The organism is Devosia sp., from assembly GCF_028290625.1.
Classification (GTDB): domain Bacteria; phylum Pseudomonadota; class Alphaproteobacteria; order Rhizobiales; family Devosiaceae; genus Devosia.
In genome coordinates, this window is the sequence record NZ_JAQGJM010000016.1 from 1 (window position 1) to 26507 (window position 26507).

Sequence of the window (26507 nt, forward strand, 5' to 3'; positions counted from 1 at the left end):
TCATCGACGACGACCTGAAGGGCTACAAGAAGGACTTCGCCGACCAGCTGCGGATTGTTGAAAACGACGCGTTCGCGCGGATCGAGCGCCTGTTGACCGGTAAGGTCGCCAATGGCGGTCCGAAAAAACTGGCGAAGGGCGCGAAGCTGACCAAGGATTATCTGCACTCGCTCAACCGCCACGACTGGTTCGACATCCGTCTGGCGAGTGAGGAAGCCGCGCAGCAACTCGAGAACATCAAGGACAGCATTTCGGCCACCCGCGTCGAGTTCGACAAGATGTTCGAAGAGAAGAAGCGCAAGCTCACCCAGGGCGACGAGCTGGCGCCTGGCGTGCTGAAGATGGTGAAGGTCCACATCGCGGTCAAGCGTCGCCTGCAGCCGGGTGACAAGATGGCCGGCCGTCACGGCAACAAGGGCGTGGTTTCGCGCATTGTGCCGATCGAAGACATGCCGTACCTCGAAGACGGTACTCATGTTGACATCGTGCTCAATCCGCTGGGCGTGCCCTCGCGCATGAACGTCGGGCAGATCCTCGAGACGCACCTGGGCTGGGCTTGCGCCGGCATGGGCAAGAAGATCGACGAGATGGTCCGCATCTATCACCAGAAGGGCGATCTGAAGCCCCTCCGGGCCGAGATCCAGGACCTGTTCGCCGGCGATGAGAGCATCACCGACCTCGACGACGACGGCATGATCCGGCTCGGCGAGCACCTGTCCAAGGGTGTCTCGATCGCCACTCCGGTGTTCGACGGCGCCAAGGAAGCCGACATCGTCAAGATGCTGGAAAAGGCGGGGCTCAAGGGCTCTGGCCAGTCCACCGTCTATGACGGGCGTACCGGTGAGCAGTTCGATCGTCAGGTGACGGTTGGGTATATCTACATGCTCAAGCTCGACCATCTGGTGGACAACAAGATCCACGCGCGTTCGATCGGTCCTTACTCGCTCGTTACCCAGCAGCCGCTGGGCGGCAAGGCGCAGTTCGGCGGGCAGCGTTTCGGCGAGATGGAGGTGTGGGCACTCGAAGCCTATGGCGCCGCCTATACTCTGCAGGAAATGCTGACGATCAAGTCGGACGACGTCGCGGGCCGGACCAAGGTCTACGAATCCATCGTGCGCGGCGACGACACGTTCGAGCCAGGCATCCCCGAGAGCTTTAACGTTCTGGTCAAGGAAATCCGTTCCCTGGGCCTCAATGTCGAACTCGACATGCGTGATGTCGTGGAGCCCGACCGGGCGGAGCTCGCACCTCCTCAGGAAGCGGCGGAGTAATCCGGCACTTCCTAACCCCATTCATTTTCCGTTCGGCTCAGTAGAGCTGGACGGATAGAGGAGAGAATTGATGAACCATCATTCCCACGTCATGGACCCGTTCAATCCGGCAGTGCCGGTGCAGACGTTCGACCAGATGAAGATTTCGATCGCGAGCCCGGAGAAGATTCTCTCGTGGTCGTTCGGCGAAATCAAAAAGCCCGAGACCATCAACTATCGTACGTTCAAGCCTGAACGCGATGGCTTGTTCTGCGCGCGTATCTTTGGCCCTGTGAAGGACTATGAGTGCCTGTGCGGCAAGTACAAGCGCATGAAGTTCAAGGGCGTCATCTGCGAAAAGTGCGGTGTGGAAGTCACCCTGAGCCGTGTTCGTCGCGAGCGCATGGGCCATATCGAACTGGCCGCGCCGGTCGCGCACATCTGGTTCCTGAAGTCCCTGCCGTCGCGTATCGCGCTGCTGCTCGATATGACGCTCAAGGACATCGAGCGCATCCTGTACTTCGAAAACTACGTCGTGCTCGATGCCGGCCTGACCCCGTTCAGCCAGCATGAATTGCTCTCCGAAGAGCAGTTCCTCGATGCCCAGGACGAATATGGTGCCGACAGCTTCACCGCCAAGATCGGCGCCGAAGCCATCCGCGACATCCTACTCGCCCTCGATCTCGAGAAGATCGCGGCCGATTTGCGCGTGGAAATTGCTGAGTCCACGACGGAACTTAAGCCCAAGAAGCTTGCCAAGCGCTTGAAGATCGTCGAGCAGTTCATCGTTTCGGGCAACAAGCCCGAATGGATGATCATGACGATCATTCCGGTCATCCCGCCCGAGCTGCGCCCGCTGGTGCCGCTGGATGGCGGCCGCTTCGCCACGTCCGATCTGAACGATCTCTATCGTCGCGTCATCAACCGTAACAACCGGTTGAAGCGCCTGATCGAGCTGCGGGCTCCCGACATCATCATCCGCAACGAAAAGCGCATGTTGCAGGAAGCTGTGGATGCGCTGTTCGATAACGGCCGCCGTGGCCGCACCATCACCGGTGCCAACAAGCGTCCGCTGAAGTCGCTGTCCGACATGCTCAAGGGCAAGCAGGGCCGATTCCGCCAGAACCTGCTCGGCAAGCGCGTCGACTATTCGGGTCGTTCGGTCATCACCGTGGGTCCGAATCTCAAGCTGCACCAGTGCGGCCTGCCCAAGAAGATGGCGCTCGAGCTGTTCAAGCCCTTCATCTATTCGCGCCTTGAAGCCAAGGGCTTCAGCTCGACGGTGAAGCAGGCCAAGAAGCTGGTCGAGAAGGAAAAGCCCGAGGTTTGGGATATCCTGGACGAAGTGATCCGCGAGCACCCGGTTCTGCTGAACCGCGCGCCCACGCTGCATCGTCTTGGCATCCAGGCGTTCGAGCCCATCCTGATCGAAGGCAAGGCGATCCAGCTGCATCCGCTGGTCTGCTCGGCATTCAATGCCGACTTTGACGGCGACCAGATGGCCGTGCACGTTCCGCTGTCGCTCGAAGCGCAGCTGGAAGCGCGCGTCTTGATGATGTCGACCAACAACATCCTGCATCCTGCCAACGGCCAGCCGATCATCGTGCCGTCCCAGGACATCGTGCTGGGGCTTTATCACCTCAGCTTGATGAATGAGAACGAGCCCGGCCAGGGCATGAGCTTCTCGTCCATGGGCGAGCTGGAACACGCGCTCTACAACGGCGTCGTGACCATGCACACCAAGATCAAGGGCCGCGTACACACGTTCGACGAGAACGGCGCGTCCAAGACCGAGATCGTGGAAACGACCCCGGGCCGCATGATTATCGGCCAGATTCTTCCCAAGCATCCGTCGGTGCCGTACGCTACGGCCAACCAGCTGATGACCAAGAAGATGATCTCCAAGATGATCGACACGGTTTACCGTGGCTGCGGTCAGAAAGAGACCGTGATCTTCTGTGACCGCGTCATGCAGCTGGGCTTCACCCATGCGTGCAAGGCCGGCATCTCGTTCGGCAAGGACGACATGGTCATTCCGCCGACCAAGTATGCGATCGTGGAAGCGGCGCGTAAGCAGGTCGAGGAATTCGAGCAGCAGTACAATGACGGCCTGATCACTCAGGGCGAGAAGTACAACAAGGTCGTGGACGCCTGGGCCAAGTGTGGCGACAAGGTTGCCGAAGAGATGATGAAGGGCATTGCCGCCGTTCAGATCGACAAGGAAACCAAGCGCCAGAAGCCGATCAACTCGGTTTACATGATGAGCCACTCGGGCGCTCGTGGTTCACCGGCCCAGATGAAGCAGCTTGCCGGCATGCGCGGCCTGATGGCCCGTCCTGACGGCTCGATCATCGAGACCCCGATCACGGCTAACTTCAAGGAAGGCCTCAACGTTCTCGAGTATTTCAACTCCACCCACGGTGCCCGTAAGGGTCTGGCGGATACGGCGTTGAAGACCGCGAACTCGGGCTATTTGACCCGTCGTCTCGTCGACGTGGCGCAGGACGCGATCATCGTTTCCACCGATTGTGGGACCGATCGCGGCCTGACCATGGAGCCGATCGTCGATGCCGGCCAGATCGTGGCTTCGATCGGCCAGCGCGTTCTCGGCCGTACGGCCGCTGACGACATCAATCACCCGCTGACGGGTGATCTGATTGCCGCCAAGGGCACGCTGCTCGAAGAAAAGCATGTCGATATCATCGAGGAAGCGCGGATCCAGTCGATCCGTATCCGTTCCCCGCTGACCTGCGATATGCGCCAGGGCACTTGCGCGGCCTGCTATGGTCGTGACCTTGCTCGCGGTACTCCCGTGAACATGGGTGAAGCTGTCGGCGTTATCGCCGCACAGTCGATCGGTGAACCCGGCACGCAGCTCACCATGCGCACGTTCCACATCGGTGGCACGGCTCAGGTGGTCGATAGCTCGTTCCTGGAATCGGGCGCGGAAGGCACCATCGCCATCCGCAATCCGAACGTGGTCAAGGTCGAAGGCAACAAGCTCGTCGTCATGGCGCGTAACGTGTCGCTGGCCGTTCTCGACGCCGAAGGCAAGGAACGCAGCACCCACAAGGTGACCTACGGCTCCAAGCTGCTGGTGAAAGAGGGCGATCAGGTTCGCCGTGGCCAGCGTCTGGCTGAATGGGACCCCTACACCCGTCCGATCCTGGCGGAAGTTGACGGCGAGGTGGTCTTCGAGGACCTGCTCGACGGGACTTCGGTTGCGGAAAACACCGACGAGGCAACGGGCTTCACCAAGCGCGTCGTGATCGATTGGCGTACCAATCAGCGCGGTGACGGCCTCAAGCCGGCACTGGCGATTGCTCGCAGCGGTGCCGTGGTGAAGGTCGACCGCGGTGGCGAAGCCCGCTATCTGCTGTCGGTGGATGCCGTGTTGAACGTGGAACCTGGCCAGAAGGTCTCGCCCGGCGACGTGCTGGCGCGTATCCCGCTGGAAAGTGCCAAGACCAAGGACATCACCGGCGGTCTGCCGCGTGTGGCCGAGCTGTTCGAGGCACGTCGTCCCAAGGACCACGCCATCATCGCCGAGATCGACGGCATCATTGGTTTTGGCCGCGACTACAAGAACAAGCGTCGCGTCATCATCAAGCCGCATAACGAAGGCGAAGAGTCGGTCGAGTACCTGATCCCGAAGGGCAAGCCGTTCCATCTGCAGGAAGGCGATACCATCGAGAAGGGCGAATATATCCTCGATGGCAATCCGGCTCCGCATGACATTCTGGCAATCAAGGGCGTGGAAGAGCTTGCTCGTTACCTCGTCAATGAAATCCAGGAGGTCTATCGTCTGCAGGGCGTGCTGATCAACGACAAGCACATCGAGGTGATCGTTCGCCAGATGCTGCAGAAGGTCGAGATCGTGGATCCAGGTGATACCGGCCTGCTCAAGGACGAGCAGCTGGACAAGCTGGACTTCGACGAGCTCAACGACCAGTTGATCGCCGATGGCAAGAAGCCGGCAACGGCCAATCCGGTGCTGCTCGGCATCACCAAGGCGTCGTTGCAGACCCGCTCGTTCGTGTCGGCCGCTTCGTTCCAGGAAACCACCCGCGTCCTCACGGAAGCGGCGGTTTCCGGCAAGGCCGATCTGCTCGAAGGCCTCAAGGAGAACGTCATCGTGGGTCGTCTGATCCCAGCCGGTACCGGCGCGGGCATCACCTCGGCCAAGCTGATCGCCGCCAAGCGCGACGAGCTGATCCTCGACGAACGCCGCCGCCAGGCCAATACCGCCGCGATCCCGTCGCCGCGCGTGTTCGACAAGCCGGTGGAAACGCCAGCCGAGTAAGTTCGGATCGATCGATGAAAAATCAGGGAAGGGGGCCGAAGGGTCCCCTTTCTTTTTGCGCCGGCCGCGGGTTGGCAACTGACGCAAAACCGTAACGGCAGTGCAATCAGACTGTAGGCGGACCGACATGTTGGCTGGGTAGGGAAGGCGGGTTCAATTTACCTTCCGGAGAAGTCATGTTCCGTTCCCTCCTTCTGGCTGGGGTCAGCCTGCTTGGCCTTATGGCCACTGCCAATGCCCAGGACGTCCCGAAATTCGAAGCCGTGCTGAAGGCTCATGCCCAGCAGCCGGGCGCGACCTTCGTCGAAGCGCCCGCCGATGCGCCCGCTGAGTTCCAGATGTCCGGCCGTTTCACCTCGGGCACCCGCGTCGAAACGCTGGAAGAATTCAAGGATGCCAAGACCGGCATCGGCATGCCGTTCAAGGGCCAGGCACTGCAGGGTTTTTCCGGCATCCGTTCGCTCGGCGATGGCCGTTTCGTGGTGCTGACCGACAATGGCTTCGGCGCCAAGGCCAATTCGGCTGACTCGCTGCTGATGTTCAACACGCTCAAGCTCGACTGGACCGGCCACACTGTCGCTCGCGAAGCCGGCGTGTTCCTGTCGGACCCGAACCGCGTCGTGCCGTTCCCGATCGTCAATGAAGCCACCGACACTCGTTACCTCACCGGCGCCGATTTCGACATCGAGTCGATCCAGCCCGTTGGCGATAGCTACTATTTCGGCGACGAGTTCGGCCCCTGGCTGATCAAGACCGACGCCAAGGGCGTCGTGCAGTCCGTGTTCAAGACCCAGATCGGCGACCTCGTCTACAAGGGCCCGGATAACCAGACCGTTTCGGCTCCGAACCCCGGTGCCGAACTGGCCGGCGTCGTCACCCAGCGTTCCGGCGGCTTTGAGGGCATGGCCCAGTCGCCCGATGGCAAGACGCTTTATCCGCTGCTCGAAAAGACCTTCTGGGATGCCGACAAGAAGGCGTTCGAGCTGATCGACGGCAAGCCGGCGATCCGCATGCTGCAGTTCGACGTCGCCACCGGCGCCTTTGCCGACAAGGTCCGCTATTATCCGCTGGAAGACGCGCCGAATTCGATCGGCGACTTCAATATGATCGACGACCACCGTGCACTGGTCATCGAGCGTGACCAGAACCAGGGCGATGCCCGTGACGGTTGGGCTGCCAAGCCCGCGCTGCTGAAGCGCATCTACCTCATCGATATCGATCAGCTCGATGCCAATGGCGTGGTCAAGAAGCTGGGCTATATCGACCTGCTCGACATCAAGGATCCCGATGGCATCGCGCCGCGCGGCTCCAAGGACGGCGTCTTCACCTTCCCGTTCGACACCATTGAGAACGTCGATCGCGTGGACGAGAACACCATTGTCGTGGCCAACGACAACAACTTCCCCTTCGACGTGAGCCGCGAGCAGGGCAAGCAGGACGACGAGGAATTCATGATCCTCGACGTCACTGAGCTGCTGAAGGCCAAATAGCCAGACCAGGCGTGCGGGAAGGGGCCTTCGGGCCCCTTTTCTTTTTGGCCGATGAAGCGGCAATAAAAAAGGGGCCCGTCGGGGCCCCTTTGGATTCGATGGCAGCGCGTGGCTTACTTCTTGAAGCCGACGTGATCGGCGAACTTGCTCATCGTATCGGCCCAGATGCCGAACTGGCCATCCAATGCCTCGGTGCTGATACCCTGGGCCATGTAGACGTCAGATTCCACCACAGCGTCCTGATCCTGATCGAGGTATGCTCGACTGAAGCTGTTGTCGCGATTCCAGTCGTTGATTATTTCGATTTTTGGCTTTAGATCGGCGAAACCGAGATAGAAGTAGCCGTTCTGGCAGTCCCTATTGTCGGTGCACCCGAGGAAGTAGAACACATAATTCACGCCGTCGATTCGGCCGGTGATCATGGGGTTGCCGTTGCTGCTGGTGCTGATCGAGGCGGAGCCATAGCCGCGCGCTACATTGAGAATTTCATCGGTGTCGGACGCGGTGATGTTTGCAGCATAAGCCGAACCGGTCAAGGCAAGCACAAGTGCGCCGCCAGCAAGCATGGCATTCAATTTCATTTGTAGTCCCTCTTCTGAGTCGTCGTGCCCGCCCTGAAAGGGTCGGGCGCATCCCCGCTGCCAATTCTACACATTTACATGAACGGGAAAAGCAGGATGCAAATCAAATCTACGGTGGTACGCGCGATCAACTGTGCCGTCATCTCTTATGCTACGGGCGTTAAGAGGCGCGAAACGAATACGCTACCAAAGCATGACCGGCATGCAGATTTTCGCGAAAGAATCCTTGACGCATGCAGACATCGGCACTAAACAGCCCATACCTAAGCAGTCGGTCGTGAATGTCGCTTCGGGTACCTGCCATCTTGTGCGGGCATCCAGGACACTCAAACACACTGGTGGGTAGATAGACGAAGCAAATCCTTGTGCGCATGAACGTGGTCCTTTCGGGCTACGGTCCGCTGCAATTAAGGCGCCGCCGTTCCCCTAACCGGGTCGGATGAGCGCCGTTTTGGTTTGCTGCGTTGTGATCGAAACGATTTGGACGATGGAAAGAGCTCAATGCCCACCATTAATCAGCTGATCCGCAAACCACGCGCCAGCAAGCCAAAGCGGAACAAAGTTCCGGCGATGGAAGCCAACCCGCAGAAGCGCGGCGTTTGCTCACGTGTCTACACGACCACTCCGAAAAAGCCGAACTCGGCTCTGCGTAAGGTTGCCAAGGTTCGCCTGACCAACTCCCGCGAAGTGATCTCGTATATTCCGGGCGAAGGTCATAACCTGCAGGAGCACTCCGTTGTGCTCATCCGTGGCGGTCGCGTTCGCGATCTTCCGGGCGTTCGTTATCACGTGCTCCGCGGTGTCCTCGACACGCAGAGCGTGAAGGACCGTAAGCAGCGCCGTTCGAAGTACGGCGCGAAGCGTCCGAAATAAGGAGATAGAGTCATGTCCCGTCGCCACAGCGCAGAAAAGCGTGATGTTATTCCTGATCCCAAGTTCGGCGATCTGGTTGTCACCAAGTTCATGAACTCCTTGATGAAGGACGGCAAGAAGTCGGCCGCCGAAGGTATCGTTTACGGTGCATTCGAAATCGTCGAGTCCAAGACCAAGCAGGACCCCATCGTGGCGTTCCACACCGCACTCGACAACATCCGCCCGTCGGTTGAAGTCCGGTCGCGTCGTGTTGGCGGTGCCACCTATCAGGTTCCGGTTGAAGTCCGTACCGATCGTCAGCAGGCCCTGGCCATTCGCTGGCTGATCGACAGTGCCCGCAAGCGCGGCGAGAACACGATGCGCGAGCGTCTGTCCGGCGAGCTTATGGATGCGGTCAACGGTCGCGGCCAGGCCGTCAAGAAGCGCGAAGATACGCACCGTATGGCTGACGCCAACCGTGCCTTCTCGCACTACCGCTGGTAGGAGCTTACTATGGCACGCGAATACCCGATCAATCTGTATCGCAATTTCGGCATCATGGCTCACATCGATGCTGGCAAGACGACCACGACCGAACGCATCCTCTACTATACCGGCAAGTCCCATAAGATCGGCGAAGTCCATGACGGCGCCGCTACCATGGACTGGATGGAGCAGGAGCAGGAACGCGGCATCACGATCACGTCCGCTGCCACCACCACGTTCTGGAAAGACCGTGATGGCGTCATGCACCGCTTCAACATCATCGATACCCCCGGCCACGTGGACTTCACCATTGAAGTCGAGCGTTCGCTGCGTGTGCTCGACGGTGCCGTCGCGCTGCTGGATGCCAATGCCGGTGTCGAGCCGCAGACTGAAACTGTGTGGCGCCAGGCCGACAAGTACAACGTTCCGCGTCTGATCTTCGTCAACAAGATGGACAAGATCGGTGCCGATTTCTATCGCTGCGTCGAGATGGTCGGCACCCGCCTGGGCGCCAAGGCCGTTCCCGTGCAGCTGCCGATCGGTGCCGAGAACGACTTCAAGGGCGTCGTCGACCTGATCGAGATGAACGCGCTGATCTGGCACAATGAAGAACTGGGCGCTGCCTGGGACGTCGTTGAGATCCCTGATGACCTCAAGGAATCGGCCAAGAAGTATCGCGAAGCCATGATCGAAGCCGCCGTCGAACTCGACGACGACGCGATGACGGCCTACTTGAACGGCGATCTGCCGAACAACGATACGATCCGTCGTCTGCTGCGTCGCGGCACGATTGATGCGAAGTTCTTCCTGGTCTTTGCTGGCTCGGCCTTCAAGAACAAGGGCGTGCAGCCTTTGCTCGACGGCGTGATCGACTTCTTGCCGGCGCCGGCCGATGTTCCGGCGATCAAGGGCATCGATGCCCGCACGGAACAGCCGATCGAGCGTCATGCTGACGACAATGAGCCGCTGGCCATGCTGGCGTTCAAGATCGCCAACGACCCGCACATGGGTACGCTGACGTTCTGCCGCATCTACTCGGGCAAGCTCGAGCAGGGCATGATGATCGAGAACACGGTCAAGGAAAAGCGCGAGCGCGTTGGTCGTCTGTTCCAGATGCATGCCAATAGCCGCGAGCAGATCACGGAAGCCTTCGCTGGTGACATCGTCGCCATCGTGGGTCTCAAGGACACCACCACTGGCGACACCCTGTGTGCCTCCAATGCGCAGGTTATCCTTGAACGCATGATCTTCCCGGAACCCGTTATCGACATCTCGGTGGAACCGAAGTCGAAGGCCGACCAGGAAAAGATGGGCCTCGCGCTCAACCGCTTGGCTGCTGAAGATCCGTCGTTCCGCGTCAAGACCGATGAAGAATCTGGCCAGACCATCATTTCGGGCATGGGCGAACTTCACCTGGACATTCTCGTCGACCGCATGCGTCGCGAGTTCAAGGTGGAAGCCAATATCGGTCAGCCCCAGGTGGCTTACCGCGAGACCATCACCAAGCCTGCCAATGTGGACTATACCCACAAGAAGCAGTCCGGTGGTTCGGGCCAGTTCGCCCGCGTCAAGCTCAGCGTCGAGCCGGGTGAAATCGGCACGGGTCTGACCTTTGTGAATGCCGTCGTCGGCGGTTCGGTGCCCAAGGAATATATCCCGGGCGTCGAAAAGGGCGTGAAGTCGGTTATGTCGTCTGGTCCGTTGATCGGGTTCCCGATCGTGGACGTCAAGGTGACATTGACCGAAGGCGCGTACCACGACGTTGACTCCTCGGTTCTCGCCTTCGAAATCGCCGGTCGTGCGGGCTTCAACGAAGCTCTGCGCAAGGCGTCGCCGAAGATCCTCGAGCCGATCATGAAGGTTGAAGTTACGACGCCAGAAGATTACATGGGCGACGTTATCGGCGATCTGAATTCACGACGCGGTCAGATTCACGGCACAGAAGGCCGTGGTGTCCTCCAGGTCGTGGATGCCTATGTTCCGCTCGCGAACATGTTCGGCTACGTGAACTCCTTGCGCTCGATGAGCCAGGGCCGTGCACAGTATTCGATGTCGTTCGATCACTACGAGCAGGTTCCGCAGGCTGTCGCCGACGAAGTCCAGGCCAAGTACGCCTAATAACAAACTGAAACTCAAGGTTGGCCGAACGGCTAACGAATACGGAGAGAAGCGATGGGCAAGGAAAAGTTTTCCCGCAATAAGCCTCACTGCAATATCGGCACCATTGGTCACGTTGACCATGGCAAGACCTCGCTGACCGCAGCGATTACCAAGGTTTTGGCTGAGACTGGTGGCGCGACCTTCAAGGCGTACGACCAGATTGACGCTGCGCCGGAAGAAAAGGCACGCGGCATCACGATCAATACCGCCCACGTCGAGTACGAGACGGCTAACCGTCACTATGCTCACGTCGATTGCCCAGGCCACGCCGACTATGTGAAAAACATGATCACCGGTGCTGCCCAGATGGACGGCGCGATCCTGGTTGTGTCCGCTGCCGACGGCCCGATGCCCCAGACTCGCGAGCACATCCTGCTCGCTTATCAGGTTGGCGTTCCCGCAATGGTCGTGTTCCTGAACAAGTGCGACATGGTTGATGACGCCGAGCTGCTCGAGCTCGTCGAACTCGAAGTTCGCGAACTGCTCACCAGCTACGACTTCCCCGGCGATGATATCCCGATCGTCAAGGGCTCGGCTACCGAAGCGCTGAACAACGGCGACAAGAAGCTCGGCCATGACGCGATCGTGGAACTGATGGCTGCTGTTGACTCGTACATCCCGCAGCCGGAACGTCCGGTTGACCTGCCGTTCCTGCTGCCGATCGAAGACGTGTTCTCGATCTCGGGTCGCGGTACTGTGGTCACCGGCCGTGTCGAACGCGGCATCGTCAAGGTTGGCGAAGAAGTCGAAATCGTCGGCATCAAGGCAACCCAGAAGACCACCGTCACCGGTGTCGAAATGTTCCGCAAGCTGCTCGACTCGGGCCAGGCTGGCGACAACATCGGCGCCCTGATCCGCGGTATCGACCGTACGCAGGTTGAGCGCGGCCAGGTTCTCTGCAAGCCAGGCAGCGTGACCCCGCACACCGACTTCGTTGCTGAGGCCTATATCCTCACCAAGGAAGAAGGCGGCCGTCACACTCCGTTCTTCGGCAACTACCGTCCCCAGTTCTACTTCCGTACCACGGACGTGACGGGCATCGTGACCCTGCCGGAAGGCACGGAAATGGTCATGCCGGGCGACAACATCAACATGAACGTTCAGCTCATCGTTCCGATCGCCATGGAAGAGAAGCTGCGCTTCGCTATCCGTGAAGGTGGCCGTACCGTCGGCGCCGGCGTCGTGGCGAAGATCCTCAAATAAGAAGCGAATGATTTCGTGGCGCGCGAGTTGCGCGCGCCACGGTCCATTGTTGTCAGGATAACAAGATGAACGGTCAAAATATTCGCATCCGCCTCAAGGCGTTTGACCATCGCGTCCTCGACGCATCCACGCGTGAGATCGTGCAGACGGCCAAGCGTACGGGTGCTCAGGTTCGCGGTCCGATCCCGCTGCCGACGCGAATTGAGAAGTTTACCGTCAACCGCTCGCCGCACATCGACAAGAAGGCGCGTGAGCAGTTCGAGATCCGGACCCACAAGCGTCTCCTGGACATTGTGGATCCTACCCCTCAGACGGTTGATGCACTGATGAAGCTCGATCTTGCCGCCGGCGTCGACGTCGAAATCAAGCTCTAAAGTCACGGATTTCCGCGCTGACCAAATAACAGGGTCCTCTTGAGAACCAATGACCCGGTTCAGCGCTAAACAAGAAGGTACTAACCGATGCGTTCTGGTTTGATCGCACAGAAGCTGGGCATGACCCGCATATTCACCGATGACGGCGCACACGTGCCCGTTACGGTGCTCGGGCTGCAGAACTGCCAGGTGGTAGGCCAGCGGACGTCGGAAAAAGATGGCTATGTCGCGCTCCAGTTGGGCGCCGGACAGGCCAAGGTGAAGAACACGACCAAGGCAGAACGCGGCCAGTTCGCCGTTGCCAAGGTCGAGCCCAAGCGCCACGTCGCTGAATTCCGCGTCGATGCCGAAAACCTCATCGAGGTTGGCGCGACGCTGCAGGCCGACCATTTCGTCGAAGGCCAGCTGGTGGATGTCACCGGCACTTCGATCGGTAAGGGTTTCGCCGGCGGTATGAAGCGCTGGAACTTCGGTGGTCTTCGTGCCACCCACGGCGTGTCGGTGTCTCACCGTTCGATCGGTTCGACCGGTGGCCGCCAGGACCCGGGCAAGACCTTCAAGAACAAGAAGATGCCTGGTCACATGGGTGATCGTCGCATCACCACGCAGAACCTGACGGTCGTCAAGACCGACGTGGAACGCGGTCTGATCATGATCCAGGGTGCGGTTCCCGGTGCCAAGGGCGCCTGGATCCAGATCAAGGATGCCGTCAAGAAGCCTGCTCCCAAGAATGCTGCCTTCCCGGGCTCGTTCAAGGCCGCTGCTGACGTTGCGGAAGGGGCTGAATAATGGAACTCCAGATCACTACTCTGGACGGCAAATCTAACGGTACCGTGACACTCGCAGACGACGTGTTCGGCCTGGAAGTGCGTCAGGATATCCTGCACCGCATGGTCCGCTACCAGCAGCTGAAGGCGATGGCCGGCACGCACGATGTTAAGAATCGTTCGGAAGGCGTTCGCACCGGCAAGAAGTTCAAGAAGCAGAAGGGCGGCGGCGCTCGTCATGGCGATCGCAAGGCTCCACAGTTCCGTGGTGGTGGCCGTGCGTTCGGTCCGACCCCGCGTAGCCACGCGATCGACCTGCCCAAGAAGGTCCGTGCCCTGGCGCTCAAGCATGCCCTGTCGGCCAAGGCCGCAGCCGGCGAGCTGATCGTGCTGGACAGCGTCATCACCAAGGCTCCGAAGACTGCGGCTCTCCGCATCACCTTCGGCAAGCTGGACTGGATGAACGCGCTGATCATCGATGGTGCGACTGTCGACCAGAACTTCGCTCTGGCCGCTCGCAACATTCCGCATATCGACGTGCTCCCGATCCAGGGCATCAACGTTGTTGATATCCTGCGCCGTCAGAAGCTCGTCCTGACCAAGGCAGCGCTCGAAGCGCTGGAAGCGAGGTTCGCATGAACAAGCTCAGCGCTTATGACGTGATCCGCAATCCCGTCGTGACTGAAAAGTCCACGATGGCTTCGGAAGCCAACCAGGTCGTGTTCGATGTTGCCATCGACGCGAACAAGACTGAAATCAAGGCCGCCGTTGAGCAGCTGTTTTCGGTCAAGGTCAAGGCAGTGAACACCCTGGTCCGCAAGGGCAAGGTGAAGCGCTTCCGCGGCAAGATCGGCGTCCGCAATGACGTCAAGAAGGCTATCGTTACCCTCGTCGACGGCCAGTCGATCGATATTTCGACCGGCCTCTAAGGGAATAGAGACAAAAAATGGCTCTTAAAACTTACAACCCAACTTCCGAAGGCCGCCGCCAGCTGGTGACGACCGATCGGTCGGAACTGTGGAAGGGCGCTCCGGTCAAGACTTTGACCCAGGGTCTTTCGAAGTCCGGCGGTCGTAACAACCGTGGTCGCATTACCTCGTTCCATCGTGGTGGCGGTCATAAGCGGACCTACCGCATTATCGACTTCAAGCGCGTCAAGTTCGACGTCGTCGGCACCATCGAGCGCCTCGAGTATGATCCCAACCGTACGGCTTGGATCGCTTTGGTGATCTATCCCGATGGCGAGAAGGCCTACATCATTGCTCCCCAGCGCCTCGGCGCCGGCGACAAGGTGATCTCGTCGATGCAGACCGTCGACGTGAAGCCGGGCAATTCGATGCCGCTGGAACGTATGCCGGTCGGTACGATCGTGCACAATATCGAGCTGAAGCCCCGCAAGGGTGGCCAGGTCGCCCGTTCGGCTGGTGCTTATGCCCAGTATGTCGGTCGTGACCAGGGTTGGGCGATCCTTCGCCTGAACTCGGGCGAACAGCGCCGGGTCCATGGTTCGTGCCTCGCCACCGTTGGCGCTGTGTCGAACCAGGATCACTCCAACACCTCGCTCGGCAAGGCCGGTCGTTCGCGTTGGCTCGGTCGCAAGCCCGTCACGCGCGGCGTGGCGATGAACCCGATCGATCACCCGCATGGTGGTGGTGAAGGCCGTACCTCGGGTGGCCGTCATCCGGTTACTCCTTGGGGTAAGCCGACCAAGGGCAAGAAGACCCGCAGCAACAAGGCGACGGACAAGTTTATCGTTCGCTCGCGTCACGTGAAGAAGGGCAGGTAAGCCATGACCCGTTCAATCTGGAAGGGCCCGTTCGTCGACGGCTACATGCTCAAGAAGGCCGAGAAGGCCTTGGCATCTGGCCGCAACGACGTGGTCAAGATCTGGAGCCGCCGTTCGACGGTTCTGCCACAGTTCGTTGGCATCACTTTCGGCGTTCACAATGGCCACAAGCATATCCCGGTCAACGTGACCGAAGACATGATCGGCCACAAGTTCGGCGAATTCGCACCGACCCGTACGTACTACGGTCATGCGGCCGACAAGAAGGCCAAGAGGAAGTAACATGGGCAAGCCAAAAACCCAGCGCGCGCTTGCGGACAACGAAGCCAAGGCTGTGCTGCGCATGCTGCGCATCAGCCCGCAGAAGCTCAACCTTCTGGCTCAGCTGATCCGTGGCAAGAAGGTCGAGAAGGCTCTGGCCGAACTCGAATTCAGCCACAAGCGTATCTCTGGCCAGGTCAAGAAGGTGCTGGAAAGCGCCATCGCCAATGCCGAAAACAACCACGGGCTCGACACCGATGCCCTGGTCGTTGCTGAAGCTTTTGTGGGCAACTCGCTCGTGATGAAGCGCTTTACGGCGCGCGGTCGCGGTCGTTCCTCGCAGATCCAGAAGCCATTCGCGCATCTGACGATCATTCTCCGTCAAGTTGAGGAGGCCGCATAATGGGTCAGAAGATCAATCCAATCGGTTTTCGCCTCGGCATCAACCGCACTTGGGATTCCCGTTGGTACGCCAACAAGGGCGAGTATGGTAACCTGCTTCAGGAAGACCTGAAGATCCGTGCCATGCTGCTCGAGGACCTGAAGGCCGCTGCGGTCTCCAAGATCGTCATCGAACGCCCGCACCGCAAGTGCCGCGTGTCGATCCACACTGCCCGTCCGGGCATCGTGATCGGCAAGAAGGGCGCTGACATCGACAAGATCCGCGCCAAGGTGAAGAAGTTCACCGACAGCGAAGTGCACATCAACATCGTTGAAGTGCGCAAGCCGGAAACCGATGCGACGCTGGTTGCCCAGGGCATTGCCCAGCAGCTGGAACGCCGCGTGGCTTTCCGTCGCGCCATGAAGCGTTCGGTGCAGACCGCAATGCGCATGGGCGCCGGCGGCATCCGCGTGAACGTTGGTGGCCGTCTCGGTGGCGCCGACATCGCTCGTACCGAATGGTACCGCGAAGGTCGCGTTCCGCTGCACACGCTGCGTGCCGACATCGACTATGGTACCGCCGAAGCCGCGACCACCTACGGCATCATCGGTATCAAGGTCTGGATTTTCAAAGGCGAAGTGCTCGAGCACGATCCGATGGCCCACGAACGCCGTGCTACCGAAGGTGGCAATAGCGGCGGCGGCGAAGGTCAGCAGCGTGCTCCGCGGCCCGATCGCGACCGCGAACGCGCATAAGAAGGTTAGTTCATTATGCTGCAACCTAAGAAGACCAAGTTCCGCAAGGCCCATAAGGGCCGCATCCATGGCGTTGCCAAGGGTGGCACTACCTTGGCTTTCGGCCAGTATGCCCTCAAGGCGACTGAGCCGGAGCGCGTGACTGCTCGCCAGATCGAGGCGGCTCGCCGCGCGATCACCCGCGAGATGAAGCGCCAGGGCCGTGTCTGGATCCGTATTTTCCCAGACGTACCGGTTTCCAAGAAGCCGACCGAAGTACGTATGGGTAAGGGCAAGGGTTCGGTTGAACTCTGGGCCGCTCGCGTCAAGCCGGGCCGTATCGTATTCGAGATCGACGGCGTCCCCGAGGACGTTGCCAAGGAAGCCCTCCGCCTCGGCGCGATGAAGCTTCCAATCATGACGCGGGTTGTTACCCGCATTGCAGACTGAGGGGCGCGGTTATGACCACTGCCAAAGATGTGCGGGCCAAAACCCCGGATGAGCTGAAGGATCAGCTCGTTAGCCTGAAGAAAGAACAGTTCAACCTGCGTTTCCAGCGTGCTACCCAGCAGCTCGAAGCCCCGGCCCAGGTCAAGAAGGTCCGCCGCGATATCGCGCGGATCAAGACGATCCTGGCCGAGAAGAACGCAGCGAAGTAAGGAGCGGCGACCATGCCAAAACGCGTTCTACAGGGGACTGTTGTCTCCGACACCAATGAGAAGACGGTTGTGGTGCGCGTCGAGCGCCGGTTCACGCATCCCGTTATGAAGAAGGTTGTGCGCCGGTCCAAGAAGTACCATGCGCACGATGAAACTAATGTGGCGAAGATCGGCGATATCGTGTGGATCGAAGAGTGCGCGCCAATTTCGAAGAACAAGCGCTGGACGCTTGTTCCGACTGCAGCAGCAGCGCCGTCGGCGTAACATATAGGTTCAAGATCGGCAGTTCCGGGGACGGTAGGTCGGTTTAACAAGAAGGCATCCAGTCATGATTCAGATGCAATCAAATCTCGACGTCGCGGATAATTCCGGCGCGCGTCGTGTCATGTGCATCAAGGTGCTGGGCGGTTCGCATCGCAAGTACGCGTCGGTTGGCGACATTATCGTTGTGTCGGTCAAGGACGCTATTCCGCGCGGCCGCGTTAAGAAGGGTCAGGTTATGAAGGCGGTTGTCGTTCGCACCTCCTTCGATATCCGTCGCCCCGATGGCACGGTGATCCGTTTCGACAAGAACGCCGCGGTTCTGATCAACAATCAGAAAGAGCCGATCGGCACCCGTATCTTCGGACCAGTTCCGCGCGAGCTTCGCGCCAAGAACCACATGAAGATCATCTCGCTCGCACCAGAGGTGCTGTAATGGCTGCCAAAATTAAGAAGGGCGATAAGGTCGTCGTCCTGACGGGCAAGGACAAAGGCAAGACTGGCCAGGTTCTTTCCGTCATTCCGACCGAAACCAAGGCACTCGTGCAGGGTATCAACCTTGTCAAGCGCCACACCAAGCAGACCGCGTCGACCGATGCCGGCATCTTCACCAAAGAAGCGCCGATCCATCTGTCCAACATCGCGCTCGCCGATAAGGATGGCAAGGCCACTCGCGTCGGTTTCCAGATCAAAGACGGCGTCAAATCGCGCGTCGCCAAGTCGACCGGAGACGTGATCGATGGCTGATACAGTGTATATGCCTCGCCTTCGGGTCGAGTACGAAGAAAATATCCGCAAGGCTCTGACCGAGCAGTTCGGCTACAAGAATGTCATGGAGCTGCCCAAGCTCGACAAGATTGTGCTGAACATGGGCGTTGGCGAAGCTGTCAACGACACCAAGAAGGTCAAGACCGCTGCGGCCGATCTCGAAAAGATCGCCGGCCAGAAGCCTGTCATCACCCATGCCCGCAAGTCGATCGCCGGCTTCAAGGTGCGTGAAGACATGCCGCTGGGCGTCAAGGTGACCCTGCGCAAGCAGCGCATGTATGAATTCCTCGACCGTCTGGTGAACATCGCCCTGCCGCGTGTTCGCGATTTCCGCGGTTTGAACCCGAATTCGTTCGATGGCCGTGGCAACTATGCTATGGGCATCAAGGAACACATCATTTTCCCGGAAATCAACTACGACCAGGTTGACCAGGTCTGGGGCATGGACATCGTCATCGCGACGACGGCCAAGAGTGATGACGAAGCGCGTGCGCTTCTCAAGGCTTTCAACTTCCCTTTCCGCACGTAAGCGGGCAGGGGAAGGCATAAGGATCAGGACATGGCCAAGACCAGCTCCATCGAAAAGAACAACAAGCGTAAGGCACTTGCCAAGCAGTATGCGCCCAAGCGCGCTGCTTTGAAGGCTCTGACCAAGGATCAGTCGATTCCGGCAGACCAGCGCTTCGCCGCCCAGCTCAAGCTGGCGGAACTGCCGCGCAACTCCGCCAAGGTCCGCGTTCGCAATCGTTGCGAAGTGTCCGGTCGCCCGCGCGGCTTCTACCGTAAGCTGAAACTGAGCCGCATCGCGCTGCGCCAGCTGGGCAATATGGGCGAGATCCCAGGCCTGGTTAAGTCGAGCTGGTAAGGAAAAAGACAGATGAGCTTTTCAGATCCCATCGGCGATATGCTGACCCGCATCCGTAATGCGCAGATGCGCCGTAAGAATTCCGTTTCGACACCAGCTTCGACCCTTCGTGGTCGGGTGCTGGACGTTCTCCAGTCCGAGGGTTTTATCCGCGGCTATTCGGAGACCAAGTTCGAGAACGGCGCTGCCGAGTACGAGATTGAACTCAAGTACTCGGATAATGAAGCGGTTATCCGCACGATCGAGCGCGTTTCGCGTCCCGGCCGTCGCGTTTACGCTTCCGTGAAGAATATTCCGCAGGTTGCCAATGGCCTCGGTGTTTCGATCCTCTCCACCCCCAAAGGTGTGATGGCCGACCACGAAGCCAAGGCTGCCAACGTTGGTGGCGAGGTACTCTGCCGCGTCTTCTAATGAAGGCGTGGTAAGACGATTACTCAAGGATTGAACTAGCATGTCACGTACAGGCAAACAGCCGGTAGCCCCGGTCGGTGGTGTTACGGTGACCATTAATGGTCGCACCGTCTCCGCCAAGGGCCCCAAGGGTGAACTGAGCATCGAGCTCATGGACGCCATCAATGTCGAACAGACCGAAGCTGGTCTGGTTGTGTCGCCTGCGAACGACACCCGGTTTGCCAAGGCAGCCTGGGGCACCACGCGCGCTCTGATCCAGAATATGGTGACGGGCGTCAGCGCCGGCTTCGAACGCCGCCTGAATATCCAGGGCGTTGGTTATCGCGCTGCCCTTCAGGGCAAGGACATCAAGCTCTCGCTTGGGTTCAGCCACGAAGTGATCTATGAAGCGCCCAAGGGAATCACCCTTGCCGTGCCAGTGCCGACGGAAATCGTCATCACCGGCATCGACAAGCAGGCCGTCGGCCAGGTTGCGGCGAACATTCGTGCATGGCGCAAGCCAGAGCCCTACAAGGGCAAGGGCGTTCGCTATGCTGGCGAGTTCGTCTTCCGCAAAGAAGGCAAGAAGAAGTAAGGAGCGCCTGCAATGGCTATCAGTGCAAAGGGAGCGGATCGCCGCAAGGCCCGTGTCCGCAAGGCGCTCAAGGCTCGTGCCTTCGGTCGTCCGCGTCTGTCGGTTTTCCGTTCGGACAAGAATATCTACGCCCAGATCATCGACGATACGACAGGCCGTACGCTGGCCGCTGCATCGACGCTGGACAAGGACGTCAAGGCGTCGGTTGGCAACGGTGCTACCGCCGAGGCTGCTGCAGCGATTGGCAAGTTGATTGCCGAGCGCGGCTCCAAGGCCGGCGTTGCCGAAGTGATCTTCGATCGCGGCGCCTACATCTATCATGGCCGGGTCAAGGCCCTAGCAGACGCTGCCCGCGAGGGCGGCCTGCAGTTCTGATCCACGGCGCGAGAAAGAAGATACTATGAGCAGAGACGTTCAAGAACGCGATAGCGAATTTGTCGATCGCCTGGTCCACATCAATCGTGTGGCCAAGGTGGTCAAGGGTGGCCGTCGTTTTGGTTTCGCCGCGCTTGTCGTGGTCGGTGACCAGAAGGGCCGCGTTGGCTTTGGTCACGGTAAGGCCCGTGAAGTTCCAGAGGCAATCCGCAAGGCTACCGAGCAGGCCAAGCGCCAGATGATCCGGGTGCCGCTGCGCGACGCCCGTACCCTGCACCACGACGTCACCGGACGTCATGGCGCTGGCAAGGTCATCCTGCGCGCCGCCGTTCCGGGTACCGGCATCATTGCCGGTGGTCCGATGCGCGCCGTGTTCGAGACGCTGGGCATCAACGACATCGTTGCCAAGTCGCAGGGGACTGCAAACCCCTACAACATGGTGCGGGCCACCTTCGATGCGCTCAAGCGCGTCGATAGCCCTCGCTCGGTTGCATCGCGTCGTGGCTTGAAGGTTTCGGAACTGCAAGCCCGTCGTGGCGAAGCGGTCGAGGCTTGATCCGGTAAGCCGGACGGAGAGATATCATGGCTGAACAAAAGACCCTCGTCGTGAAGCAGATCGGTTCGCCGATCCGCCGCGATAAAGTGCAGCGCGCGACCCTGATCGGTCTCGGGCTCAACAAGATGAACAAAGAGCGCGAGCTGATCGATACGCCCGAAGTGCGCGGCATGATCCGTAAGCTCCCGCATCTCGTCCGTGTTATCGGCGAGTAAGAAGGTAGCTTCGTAATGACCCGTTTGAACGAACTTCGCGACAATCCAGGCGCCAACAAGATCCGTATCCGCGTTGGTCGCGGCATTGGCTCGGGCAAGGGCAAGACCGGTGGCCGTGGCGGCAAGGGCCAGACGGCGCGCTCGGGCGTTGCCATCAACGGCTTCGAAGGCGGCCAGATGCCCCTTCACATGCGTATGCCTAAGCGCGGCTTCAATGCCCTCAATCCTGGTGATTGGAACGAGGTTCGCATCGACCGTATCCAGGCCTATATCGACAGCGGCAAGCTGGACATCAAGGGTGTGGTCGACGCTGCGGCGCTGATCGCCGCTCGCGTGATCCGTCGCCCGAAGGACGGCATCCGTCTGATCGGCGCCGAGGGCTTCACGTCCAAGAAAGTCACCTTCAAGGTCGATTATGCGACCAAGGGTGCGCTGGCCGCTATTGAATCGGCTGGCGGTAAGGTCGATATCATCCCGGCCAAGGCGCCTTGGAAGAAGACTCCATTCGCTGGATAATTCATTCGGCAGGCGCACCCGACCAGCGGTTGGGTGCGCTCTTCTGGTTTGTTGCGTGAGGGATGTGGATGGCCATCTGCGTTCCGAAGCGCTCCGAGCGCACCTGGCCTTGAAGCCATAGGGAGCGATACATGGCGTCCGCAGCCGAACAGCTCGCACGTAATCTCAATTTCTCGACATTCTCCAAGGCGAAAGCCCTGCAGCAGCGCATCTGGTTCACACTGGGCGCGCTGCTCGTCTATCGTCTGGGTACTTTCATTCCGGTTCCGGGTATCGACCCGGATGCCTTTGCGGCCACTTTCGAGCAGAGCCAGCAGGGCATCATCGGCATGTTCAACATGTTCTCCGGCGGTGCCGTGCAGCGCATGGCGATCTTTGCCCTGAACCTCATTCCCTATATTACCGCGTCGATCGTGGTGCAGGTGATCGCCACGGCGTCGCCGCGCCTCGAAGCGATGAAGAAAGAGGGTGAAGCGGGTCGTCGCAAGATGAACCAGTACACCCGCTATCTGGCAGTCGTGTTCTGCGCCGTGCAGGCCTATGGCATTGCCATCGGGCTGGAAGCCAGCCAGGGCGTCGTGCTGCATCCGGGCTGGATGTTCCGTTTCACCACGGTCATCACCCTGGTCGGCGGCACCATGTTCCTGATGTGGCTGGGCGAGCAGATCACCTCGCGTGGTGTTGGCAACGGCATTTCGCTGATCATTTTCGCCGGTATCGTTGCCAATCTGCCCACGACGCTGGTGCAGACGATGGAACTGAGCCGCACCGGTGCTTTGCCGGCTGCTGCCGGTATCTTCATCCTGGTGCTGGCGATCGTCGTTATCGCGGGCATCGTGTTCTTCGAGCGCGCCCAGCGCCGGCTGCTGATCCAGTATCCAAAGCGCCAGGTCGGCAACAAGATGTTCCAGGGCGACACCTCGCACCTGCCGCTCAAGCTGAATACCTCGGGTGTTATCCCGGTGATTTTCGGCTCGTCCTTGCTGCTGCTGCCGGCGACCATCGCGTCGTTCGCTGCGCAGGGCAACGCGCCGGTGTGGTTGCAGACCGTGACGGCGATGTTGGGCCGCGGCCAGCCGCTCTACCTGACGCTGTTCGCCGTGTTCATTATCTTCTTCTCATTCTTCTATACGGCCATCGTGTTCAATCCGCAGGAAACCGCGGATAACCTGAAGCGCTCCGGCGGCTTCATTCCGGGCGTGCGTCCGGGCGAACGCACGGCTGCGCATATCGATTACGTGCTGACGCGCATTACGGTGGTTGGTGCACTTTATCTGACGGTCGTGGCCCTGATCCCCGAGATCATCCACAACCAGCTGGCAGTCAGCCAGTTCATCGGCGGCACCTCGCTGCTGATCATGGTGACGGTGACGCTCGACACCGTGTCGCAGATACAATCGCACCTGATCGCGCAACAATATGAGGGGCTGGTCAAGAAGTCCCGTCTTGGTGGGGGAGGTAAGCGTCGATGAGGTTGATCCTGTTGGGACCGCCGGGAGCGGGGAAGGGTACGCAGGCCAAGATCCTGGTCGAAGCTTACGGTATTCCCCAACTCTCGACTGGCGACATCCTGCGGTCGGCCATCGAGGCTAAGACTGAGATGGGACTGGCGGCCAAGGCAGTCATGGACCGTGGTGACCTGGTCTCCAACGATATCGTCAACGGTATCGTCTCTGAGCGTCTCGATGCCGCTGATTGCCATAACGGGTTTATCCTCGATGGCTTTCCGCGCACGATTGCGCAGGCCGAGGCGCTCGACGAAATGCTCGAGCAAAAGGGCATGCAGCTCAATGCCGTGATCGAGATGACGGCGGATGCCGAGGTCCTGGTTGAGCGCGTGATCAACCGGGCCAAGGAAAGCAACCGCCCGGATGATCATCCGGACGTCATTCGCAAGCGGTTGGAAGTGTACAACCGCGATACGGCTCCGCTGGTGGACTACTACCGCCAGCATGGGCTGGTCAAAACGGTCGACGGCATGGCACCGGTCGAGCAGGTAACTGCTGCGATCAAGGCAGCTATCGAAAACTGAAAGCTTTGGATTGGCCGGGGCAGTTGACACTGCCCTGTCTTATCCTTATGAACCGCACCAGTCTCATGGATTATTGGGCTGGATTCGGTTCCTCACGCAGGTTGGGGGTCGAAATCCGGTCCCTTGTTGTTTAATGGCGCGCGCCGTGATGGTTACCGCGTTAATGTAGGAGAGCAGACGTGGCCCGTATTGCTGGCGTCAATATCCCGACGAATAAGCGCGTAGTTATCGCGCTGCAGTATATCCACGGGATCGGCGACAAGTTCGCCGAGGATATCTGCACCAAGGTTGGCATTCCGGCCGATCGTCGCGTCAATGAGTTGACCGACGCGGAAGTGATCCAGATCCGTGAAGCCATCGACCGCGACTACGTCGTGGAAGGTGACCTTCGCCGCAATGTGGCGATGAACATCAAGCGGCTGATGGATCTGGGCAACTACCGTGGCCTTCGCCACCGTCGTGGCCTGCCGGTTCGTGGTCAGCGTACCCACACCAATGCTCGCACCCGCAAGGGCCCGGCAAAGGCGATCGCTGGCAAGAAGAAGTAAGAACCCGCTTCGGGTTCTTCGATGTAGCTGCTGGGGCCGGATGGCTAACGGCAGCGCCGATATCGAATAGAGGAATTACATGGCTAAGACTGAAACGACTCGCGTTAAGCGCAAGGAACGTAAGAATATCACGTCGGGTGTTGCCCACGTGAATGCCTCGTTCAACAATACGATGATCACCATCGCCGACATGCAGGGCAACACGATTTCGTGGTCCTCGTCGGGCGTGATGGGATTTAAGGGGAGCCGCAAGTCCACCCCTTACGCAGCGCAGGTTGCTGCCGAAGACGCCGCCAAGAAGGCCCAGGAACATGGCATGAAGACCCTTGAGGTCGAAGTGCGCGGTCCTGGTTCGGGCCGCGAATCGGCACTCCGGGCGCTGCAGGCAGCGGGCTTCAACGTCACCTCGATCCGCGACGTGACTTCGATCCCGCACAATGGCTGCCGTCCGCGCAAGCGGCGCCGCGTCTAATCTAGACGGTTTAGAAGCTCCCGGCCGCGCGGCCGGGAGTCTCATTGCGTTTGCGGCGGAGCGGCCTGGGCGAGGCCGCGATTTTGAAAGGACATAACCGTGACGATCCAGAGGAACTGGCAAGAACTGATTAAGCCGACCAAGCTGGAGATTGTTTCGGGCAGCGATAACGCGCGCGTGGCCTCGGTCGTTGCCGAGCCGCTTGAGCGCGGTTACGGGCTTACCTTGGGTAATGCCCTTCGTCGCGTGCTGCTGTCGTCGCTCCAGGGCGCCGCAGTGACTGCAATCCAGATTGACGGCATCTTGCATGAATTCTCGTCGCTTCCGGGCGTGCGTGAAGACATGACCGATCTCGTGCTCAACGTGAAAGAAATCGCGTTGAAGATGGGCGGCGAAGGCCCCAAGCGCCTGCAGCTCTCCAAATCCGGCCCCGCGGCCGTGACTGCTGGCGACATCAAGGTCACCGGCGACATCGAAGTGCTGAACCCTGAACTCGTCATCTGTCATCTTGATGACGGCGCCGAGATCAATATCGAGTTCACGGTCGATACCGGCAAGGGCTATGTCCCCGCCGACAAGAACCGTCCGGAAGACGCTCCGATCGGCTATATCCCGGTCGATGCGCTGTTCTCGCCGGTTCGTCGCGTTTCCTACAAGGTCGATGCGACCCGTGCGGGCGAAAGCCTCGACAAGGACAAGCTGACCCTGCAGGTCGAAACCAATGGCGCAATCTCGCCGGATGACGCCGTGGCTTACGCTGCGCGTATCCTGCAGGACCAGCTGTCGGTGTTCGTGAACTTCGAAGAGCCAAGCAAGGAAAAGACCCAGGATTCCGTTCCGGAACTGGCGTTCAACCCGGCACTGCTCAAGAAGGTCGACGAGCTCGAGCTTTCGGTGCGTTCGGCCAATTGCCTCAAGAACGACAACATCGTCTATATCGGCGACCTGATCCAGAAGACGGAAGCCGAGATGCTGCGGACCCCGAATTTCGGCCGCAAGTCGCTCAACGAAATCAAGGAAGTGCTCGCGCAGATGGGCCTTCATCTCGGAATGGACGTTGCCAATTGGCCACCCGAGAATATCGATGACCTCGCCAAGCGCTACGAAGATCATTATTGATCCCGCGCTGCCAAGCACTTTAGGAGACAACCATGCGCCACGGTAATTCAGGCCGCAAACTCAATCGGACGGCCAGCCATCGCAAGGCCATGTTCGCCAATATGTCCGCCGCGCTGATCAAGCACGAGCAGATCGTCACGACCTTGCCCAAGGCCAAGGAACTGCGTCCGATCGTCGAGAAGCTGATCACGCTGGGCAAGCGCGGCGACCTGCATGCTCGCCGCCAGGCCATTGCGCAGATGCGCGACGAAGGCCAGGTCGCCAAGCTCTTCGCAGTGCTTGGGCCCCGCTACAAGGAACGTCAGGGCGGCTATATCCGCATCCTGAAGGCCGGTTTCCGCTATGGCGACAACGCGCCGCTGGCAGTGATCGAGTTTGTCGATCGCGACGTCAATGCCAAGGGCCTCGATAGCGGCCCAGTGTTCACGCGCGAAGACGAAGACGAGTCGGTCGCAGCGTAAGACTGCTTCGACTTGACGAAATGATTATAAGCGGCCACGGATCATC

The 26507-nt window shown here is 59.6% G+C and carries 34 protein-coding genes and 1 pseudogene; 34 read left to right on the top strand and 1 reads right to left on the bottom strand.

The genetic code is table 11. The features are described from left to right. From JWR51_RS08565 to JWR51_RS08575, 3 genes and pseudogenes are all read left to right on the top strand, one after another. Positions 1-1271 (top strand): annotated as a pseudogene (locus JWR51_RS08565) (DNA-directed RNA polymerase subunit beta); the annotation flags it as partial. A 70-nt stretch (positions 1272-1341) separates the two neighbouring features. Beyond that, on the top strand, positions 1342-5553 hold the full coding sequence (rpoC, locus tag JWR51_RS08570) for a DNA-directed RNA polymerase subunit beta' (RefSeq protein ID WP_299746311.1): 4212 nt from the start codon (positions 1342-1344) through the stop codon (positions 5551-5553). Between the two features lie 176 nt (positions 5554-5729). Continuing rightward, the gene (locus JWR51_RS08575; protein ID WP_299746314.1) at positions 5730-7043 is read left to right on the top strand and encodes an esterase-like activity of phytase family protein; all 1314 of its coding nucleotides are present in this window, start codon (positions 5730-5732) and stop codon (positions 7041-7043) included. Between the two features lie 113 nt (positions 7044-7156). Here the strand turns inward: JWR51_RS08575 and JWR51_RS08580 are convergent, their stop codons facing one another. Continuing rightward, a complete protein-coding gene (locus tag JWR51_RS08580; RefSeq protein WP_299746317.1) occupies positions 7157-7624 on the bottom strand; it encodes a YbjN domain-containing protein in 468 nt (155 codons plus the stop codon). Positions 7625-8125: 501 nt separating this feature from the next. Between JWR51_RS08580 and rpsL the strand changes: the two genes are divergently transcribed. From rpsL to rplQ, 31 genes are all read left to right on the top strand, one after another. Beyond that, entirely contained in the window at positions 8126-8497 is a 372-nt protein-coding gene (rpsL, locus tag JWR51_RS08585) for a 30S ribosomal protein S12 (protein WP_046136734.1), read from the top strand. 12 nt (positions 8498-8509) lie between these two features. Further along, positions 8510-8980 (top strand): 30S ribosomal protein S7, encoded by a 471-nt coding sequence (gene rpsG, locus JWR51_RS08590; protein WP_299724798.1) that lies wholly within the window; start codon positions 8510-8512, stop codon positions 8978-8980. Between the two features lie 9 nt (positions 8981-8989). Next, positions 8990-11080 (top strand): elongation factor G, encoded by a 2091-nt coding sequence (fusA, locus tag JWR51_RS08595; RefSeq protein ID WP_299746319.1) that lies wholly within the window; start codon positions 8990-8992, stop codon positions 11078-11080. 54 nt (positions 11081-11134) lie between these two features. Further along, positions 11135-12325 (top strand): elongation factor Tu, encoded by a 1191-nt coding sequence (gene tuf / locus JWR51_RS08600; RefSeq protein WP_299746321.1) that lies wholly within the window; start codon positions 11135-11137, stop codon positions 12323-12325. Positions 12326-12390: 65 nt separating this feature from the next. After that, entirely contained in the window at positions 12391-12699 is a 309-nt protein-coding gene (gene rpsJ, locus JWR51_RS08605; protein WP_299724804.1) for a 30S ribosomal protein S10, read from the top strand. Between the two features lie 87 nt (positions 12700-12786). Next, positions 12787-13488, top strand: a complete 702-nt coding sequence (gene rplC / locus JWR51_RS08610; protein WP_299724806.1) for a 50S ribosomal protein L3 — start codon at positions 12787-12789, stop codon at positions 13486-13488. Further along, positions 13488-14105 (top strand): 50S ribosomal protein L4, encoded by a 618-nt coding sequence (gene rplD / locus JWR51_RS08615; protein ID WP_299724808.1) that lies wholly within the window; start codon positions 13488-13490, stop codon positions 14103-14105. The genes rplC and rplD overlap by 1 nt, the downstream gene beginning before the upstream one ends. Next, positions 14102-14395 (top strand): 50S ribosomal protein L23, encoded by a 294-nt coding sequence (locus JWR51_RS08620; RefSeq protein ID WP_299724810.1) that lies wholly within the window; start codon positions 14102-14104, stop codon positions 14393-14395. The genes rplD and JWR51_RS08620 overlap by 4 nt, the downstream gene beginning before the upstream one ends. A gap of 17 nt (positions 14396-14412) precedes the next feature. Then, positions 14413-15252, top strand: coding sequence for a 50S ribosomal protein L2 (rplB, locus tag JWR51_RS08625; RefSeq protein ID WP_299746323.1), 840 nt, complete (start codon positions 14413-14415; stop codon positions 15250-15252). A gap of 3 nt (positions 15253-15255) precedes the next feature. Then, positions 15256-15534 (top strand): 30S ribosomal protein S19, encoded by a 279-nt coding sequence (gene rpsS / locus JWR51_RS08630; protein ID WP_299724814.1) that lies wholly within the window; start codon positions 15256-15258, stop codon positions 15532-15534. A gap of 1 nt (position 15535) precedes the next feature. Then, a complete protein-coding gene (gene rplV / locus JWR51_RS08635) occupies positions 15536-15916 on the top strand; it encodes a 50S ribosomal protein L22 (RefSeq protein ID WP_299746326.1) in 381 nt (126 codons plus the stop codon). Beyond that, entirely contained in the window at positions 15916-16650 is a 735-nt protein-coding gene (gene rpsC / locus JWR51_RS08640) for a 30S ribosomal protein S3 (protein WP_299746327.1), read from the top strand. Before rplV ends, rpsC begins: the two co-directional genes overlap by 1 nt. Before the next feature lie 15 nt (positions 16651-16665). Beyond that, a complete protein-coding gene (gene rplP, locus JWR51_RS08645) occupies positions 16666-17079 on the top strand; it encodes a 50S ribosomal protein L16 (protein ID WP_299746330.1) in 414 nt (137 codons plus the stop codon). 11 nt (positions 17080-17090) lie between these two features. Continuing rightward, a complete protein-coding gene (rpmC, locus tag JWR51_RS08650) occupies positions 17091-17288 on the top strand; it encodes a 50S ribosomal protein L29 (RefSeq protein ID WP_299723790.1) in 198 nt (65 codons plus the stop codon). Between the two features lie 12 nt (positions 17289-17300). Next, positions 17301-17552, top strand: a complete 252-nt coding sequence (gene rpsQ / locus JWR51_RS08655; RefSeq protein WP_299746333.1) for a 30S ribosomal protein S17 — start codon at positions 17301-17303, stop codon at positions 17550-17552. Positions 17553-17616: 64 nt separating this feature from the next. After that, positions 17617-17985: a 50S ribosomal protein L14 gene (rplN, locus tag JWR51_RS08660; protein ID WP_299723795.1), complete on the top strand. Its 369-nt coding sequence runs from the start codon at positions 17617-17619 to the stop codon at positions 17983-17985. Continuing rightward, entirely contained in the window at positions 17985-18296 is a 312-nt protein-coding gene (gene rplX, locus JWR51_RS08665; RefSeq protein WP_299723798.1) for a 50S ribosomal protein L24, read from the top strand. Before rplN ends, rplX begins: the two co-directional genes overlap by 1 nt. Next, the gene (rplE, locus tag JWR51_RS08670) at positions 18289-18846 is read left to right on the top strand and encodes a 50S ribosomal protein L5 (protein ID WP_299723801.1); all 558 of its coding nucleotides are present in this window, start codon (positions 18289-18291) and stop codon (positions 18844-18846) included. Before rplX ends, rplE begins: the two co-directional genes overlap by 8 nt. 30 nt (positions 18847-18876) lie before the next feature. After that, positions 18877-19182 (top strand): 30S ribosomal protein S14, encoded by a 306-nt coding sequence (gene rpsN / locus JWR51_RS08675; RefSeq protein ID WP_299723804.1) that lies wholly within the window; start codon positions 18877-18879, stop codon positions 19180-19182. A 12-nt stretch (positions 19183-19194) separates the two neighbouring features. Beyond that, positions 19195-19593 carry a 30S ribosomal protein S8 gene (gene rpsH, locus JWR51_RS08680; RefSeq protein WP_299723807.1) on the top strand — a complete coding sequence of 133 codons (399 nt, stop codon included), beginning with the start codon at positions 19195-19197 and terminating at the stop codon, positions 19591-19593. Positions 19594-19633: 40 nt separating this feature from the next. Beyond that, positions 19634-20167, top strand: coding sequence for a 50S ribosomal protein L6 (gene rplF / locus JWR51_RS08685; protein ID WP_299746335.1), 534 nt, complete (start codon positions 19634-19636; stop codon positions 20165-20167). Between the two features lie 12 nt (positions 20168-20179). Beyond that, positions 20180-20542, top strand: a complete 363-nt coding sequence (gene rplR, locus JWR51_RS08690; protein WP_299723813.1) for a 50S ribosomal protein L18 — start codon at positions 20180-20182, stop codon at positions 20540-20542. Between the two features lie 25 nt (positions 20543-20567). Beyond that, positions 20568-21098, top strand: coding sequence for a 30S ribosomal protein S5 (rpsE, locus tag JWR51_RS08695; RefSeq protein WP_299746337.1), 531 nt, complete (start codon positions 20568-20570; stop codon positions 21096-21098). 26 nt (positions 21099-21124) lie between these two features. Further along, on the top strand, positions 21125-21313 hold the full coding sequence (gene rpmD, locus JWR51_RS08700; protein ID WP_299723819.1) for a 50S ribosomal protein L30: 189 nt from the start codon (positions 21125-21127) through the stop codon (positions 21311-21313). A 15-nt stretch (positions 21314-21328) separates the two neighbouring features. After that, positions 21329-21829, top strand: coding sequence for a 50S ribosomal protein L15 (rplO, locus tag JWR51_RS08705; RefSeq protein WP_299746340.1), 501 nt, complete (start codon positions 21329-21331; stop codon positions 21827-21829). A 131-nt stretch (positions 21830-21960) separates the two neighbouring features. Next, positions 21961-23301, top strand: coding sequence for a preprotein translocase subunit SecY (gene secY, locus JWR51_RS08710; RefSeq protein ID WP_299746343.1), 1341 nt, complete (start codon positions 21961-21963; stop codon positions 23299-23301). Then, complete coding sequence (locus JWR51_RS08715; protein ID WP_299746346.1) at positions 23298-23861, top strand: adenylate kinase; 564 nt, start codon at positions 23298-23300, stop codon at positions 23859-23861. The genes secY and JWR51_RS08715 overlap by 4 nt, the downstream gene beginning before the upstream one ends. A 179-nt stretch (positions 23862-24040) precedes the next feature. Beyond that, positions 24041-24409: a 30S ribosomal protein S13 gene (gene rpsM / locus JWR51_RS08720; RefSeq protein WP_299723831.1), complete on the top strand. Its 369-nt coding sequence runs from the start codon at positions 24041-24043 to the stop codon at positions 24407-24409. 79 nt (positions 24410-24488) lie between these two features. Next, on the top strand, positions 24489-24881 hold the full coding sequence (gene rpsK / locus JWR51_RS08725) for a 30S ribosomal protein S11 (RefSeq protein WP_035102656.1): 393 nt from the start codon (positions 24489-24491) through the stop codon (positions 24879-24881). A 93-nt stretch (positions 24882-24974) separates the two neighbouring features. Further along, positions 24975-26000 (top strand): DNA-directed RNA polymerase subunit alpha, encoded by a 1026-nt coding sequence (locus tag JWR51_RS08730; protein WP_299746486.1) that lies wholly within the window; start codon positions 24975-24977, stop codon positions 25998-26000. 32 nt (positions 26001-26032) lie between these two features. Further along, on the top strand, positions 26033-26461 hold the full coding sequence (rplQ, locus tag JWR51_RS08735; protein ID WP_299746349.1) for a 50S ribosomal protein L17: 429 nt from the start codon (positions 26033-26035) through the stop codon (positions 26459-26461). The last annotated feature ends 46 nt before the right edge of the window (positions 26462-26507 follow it).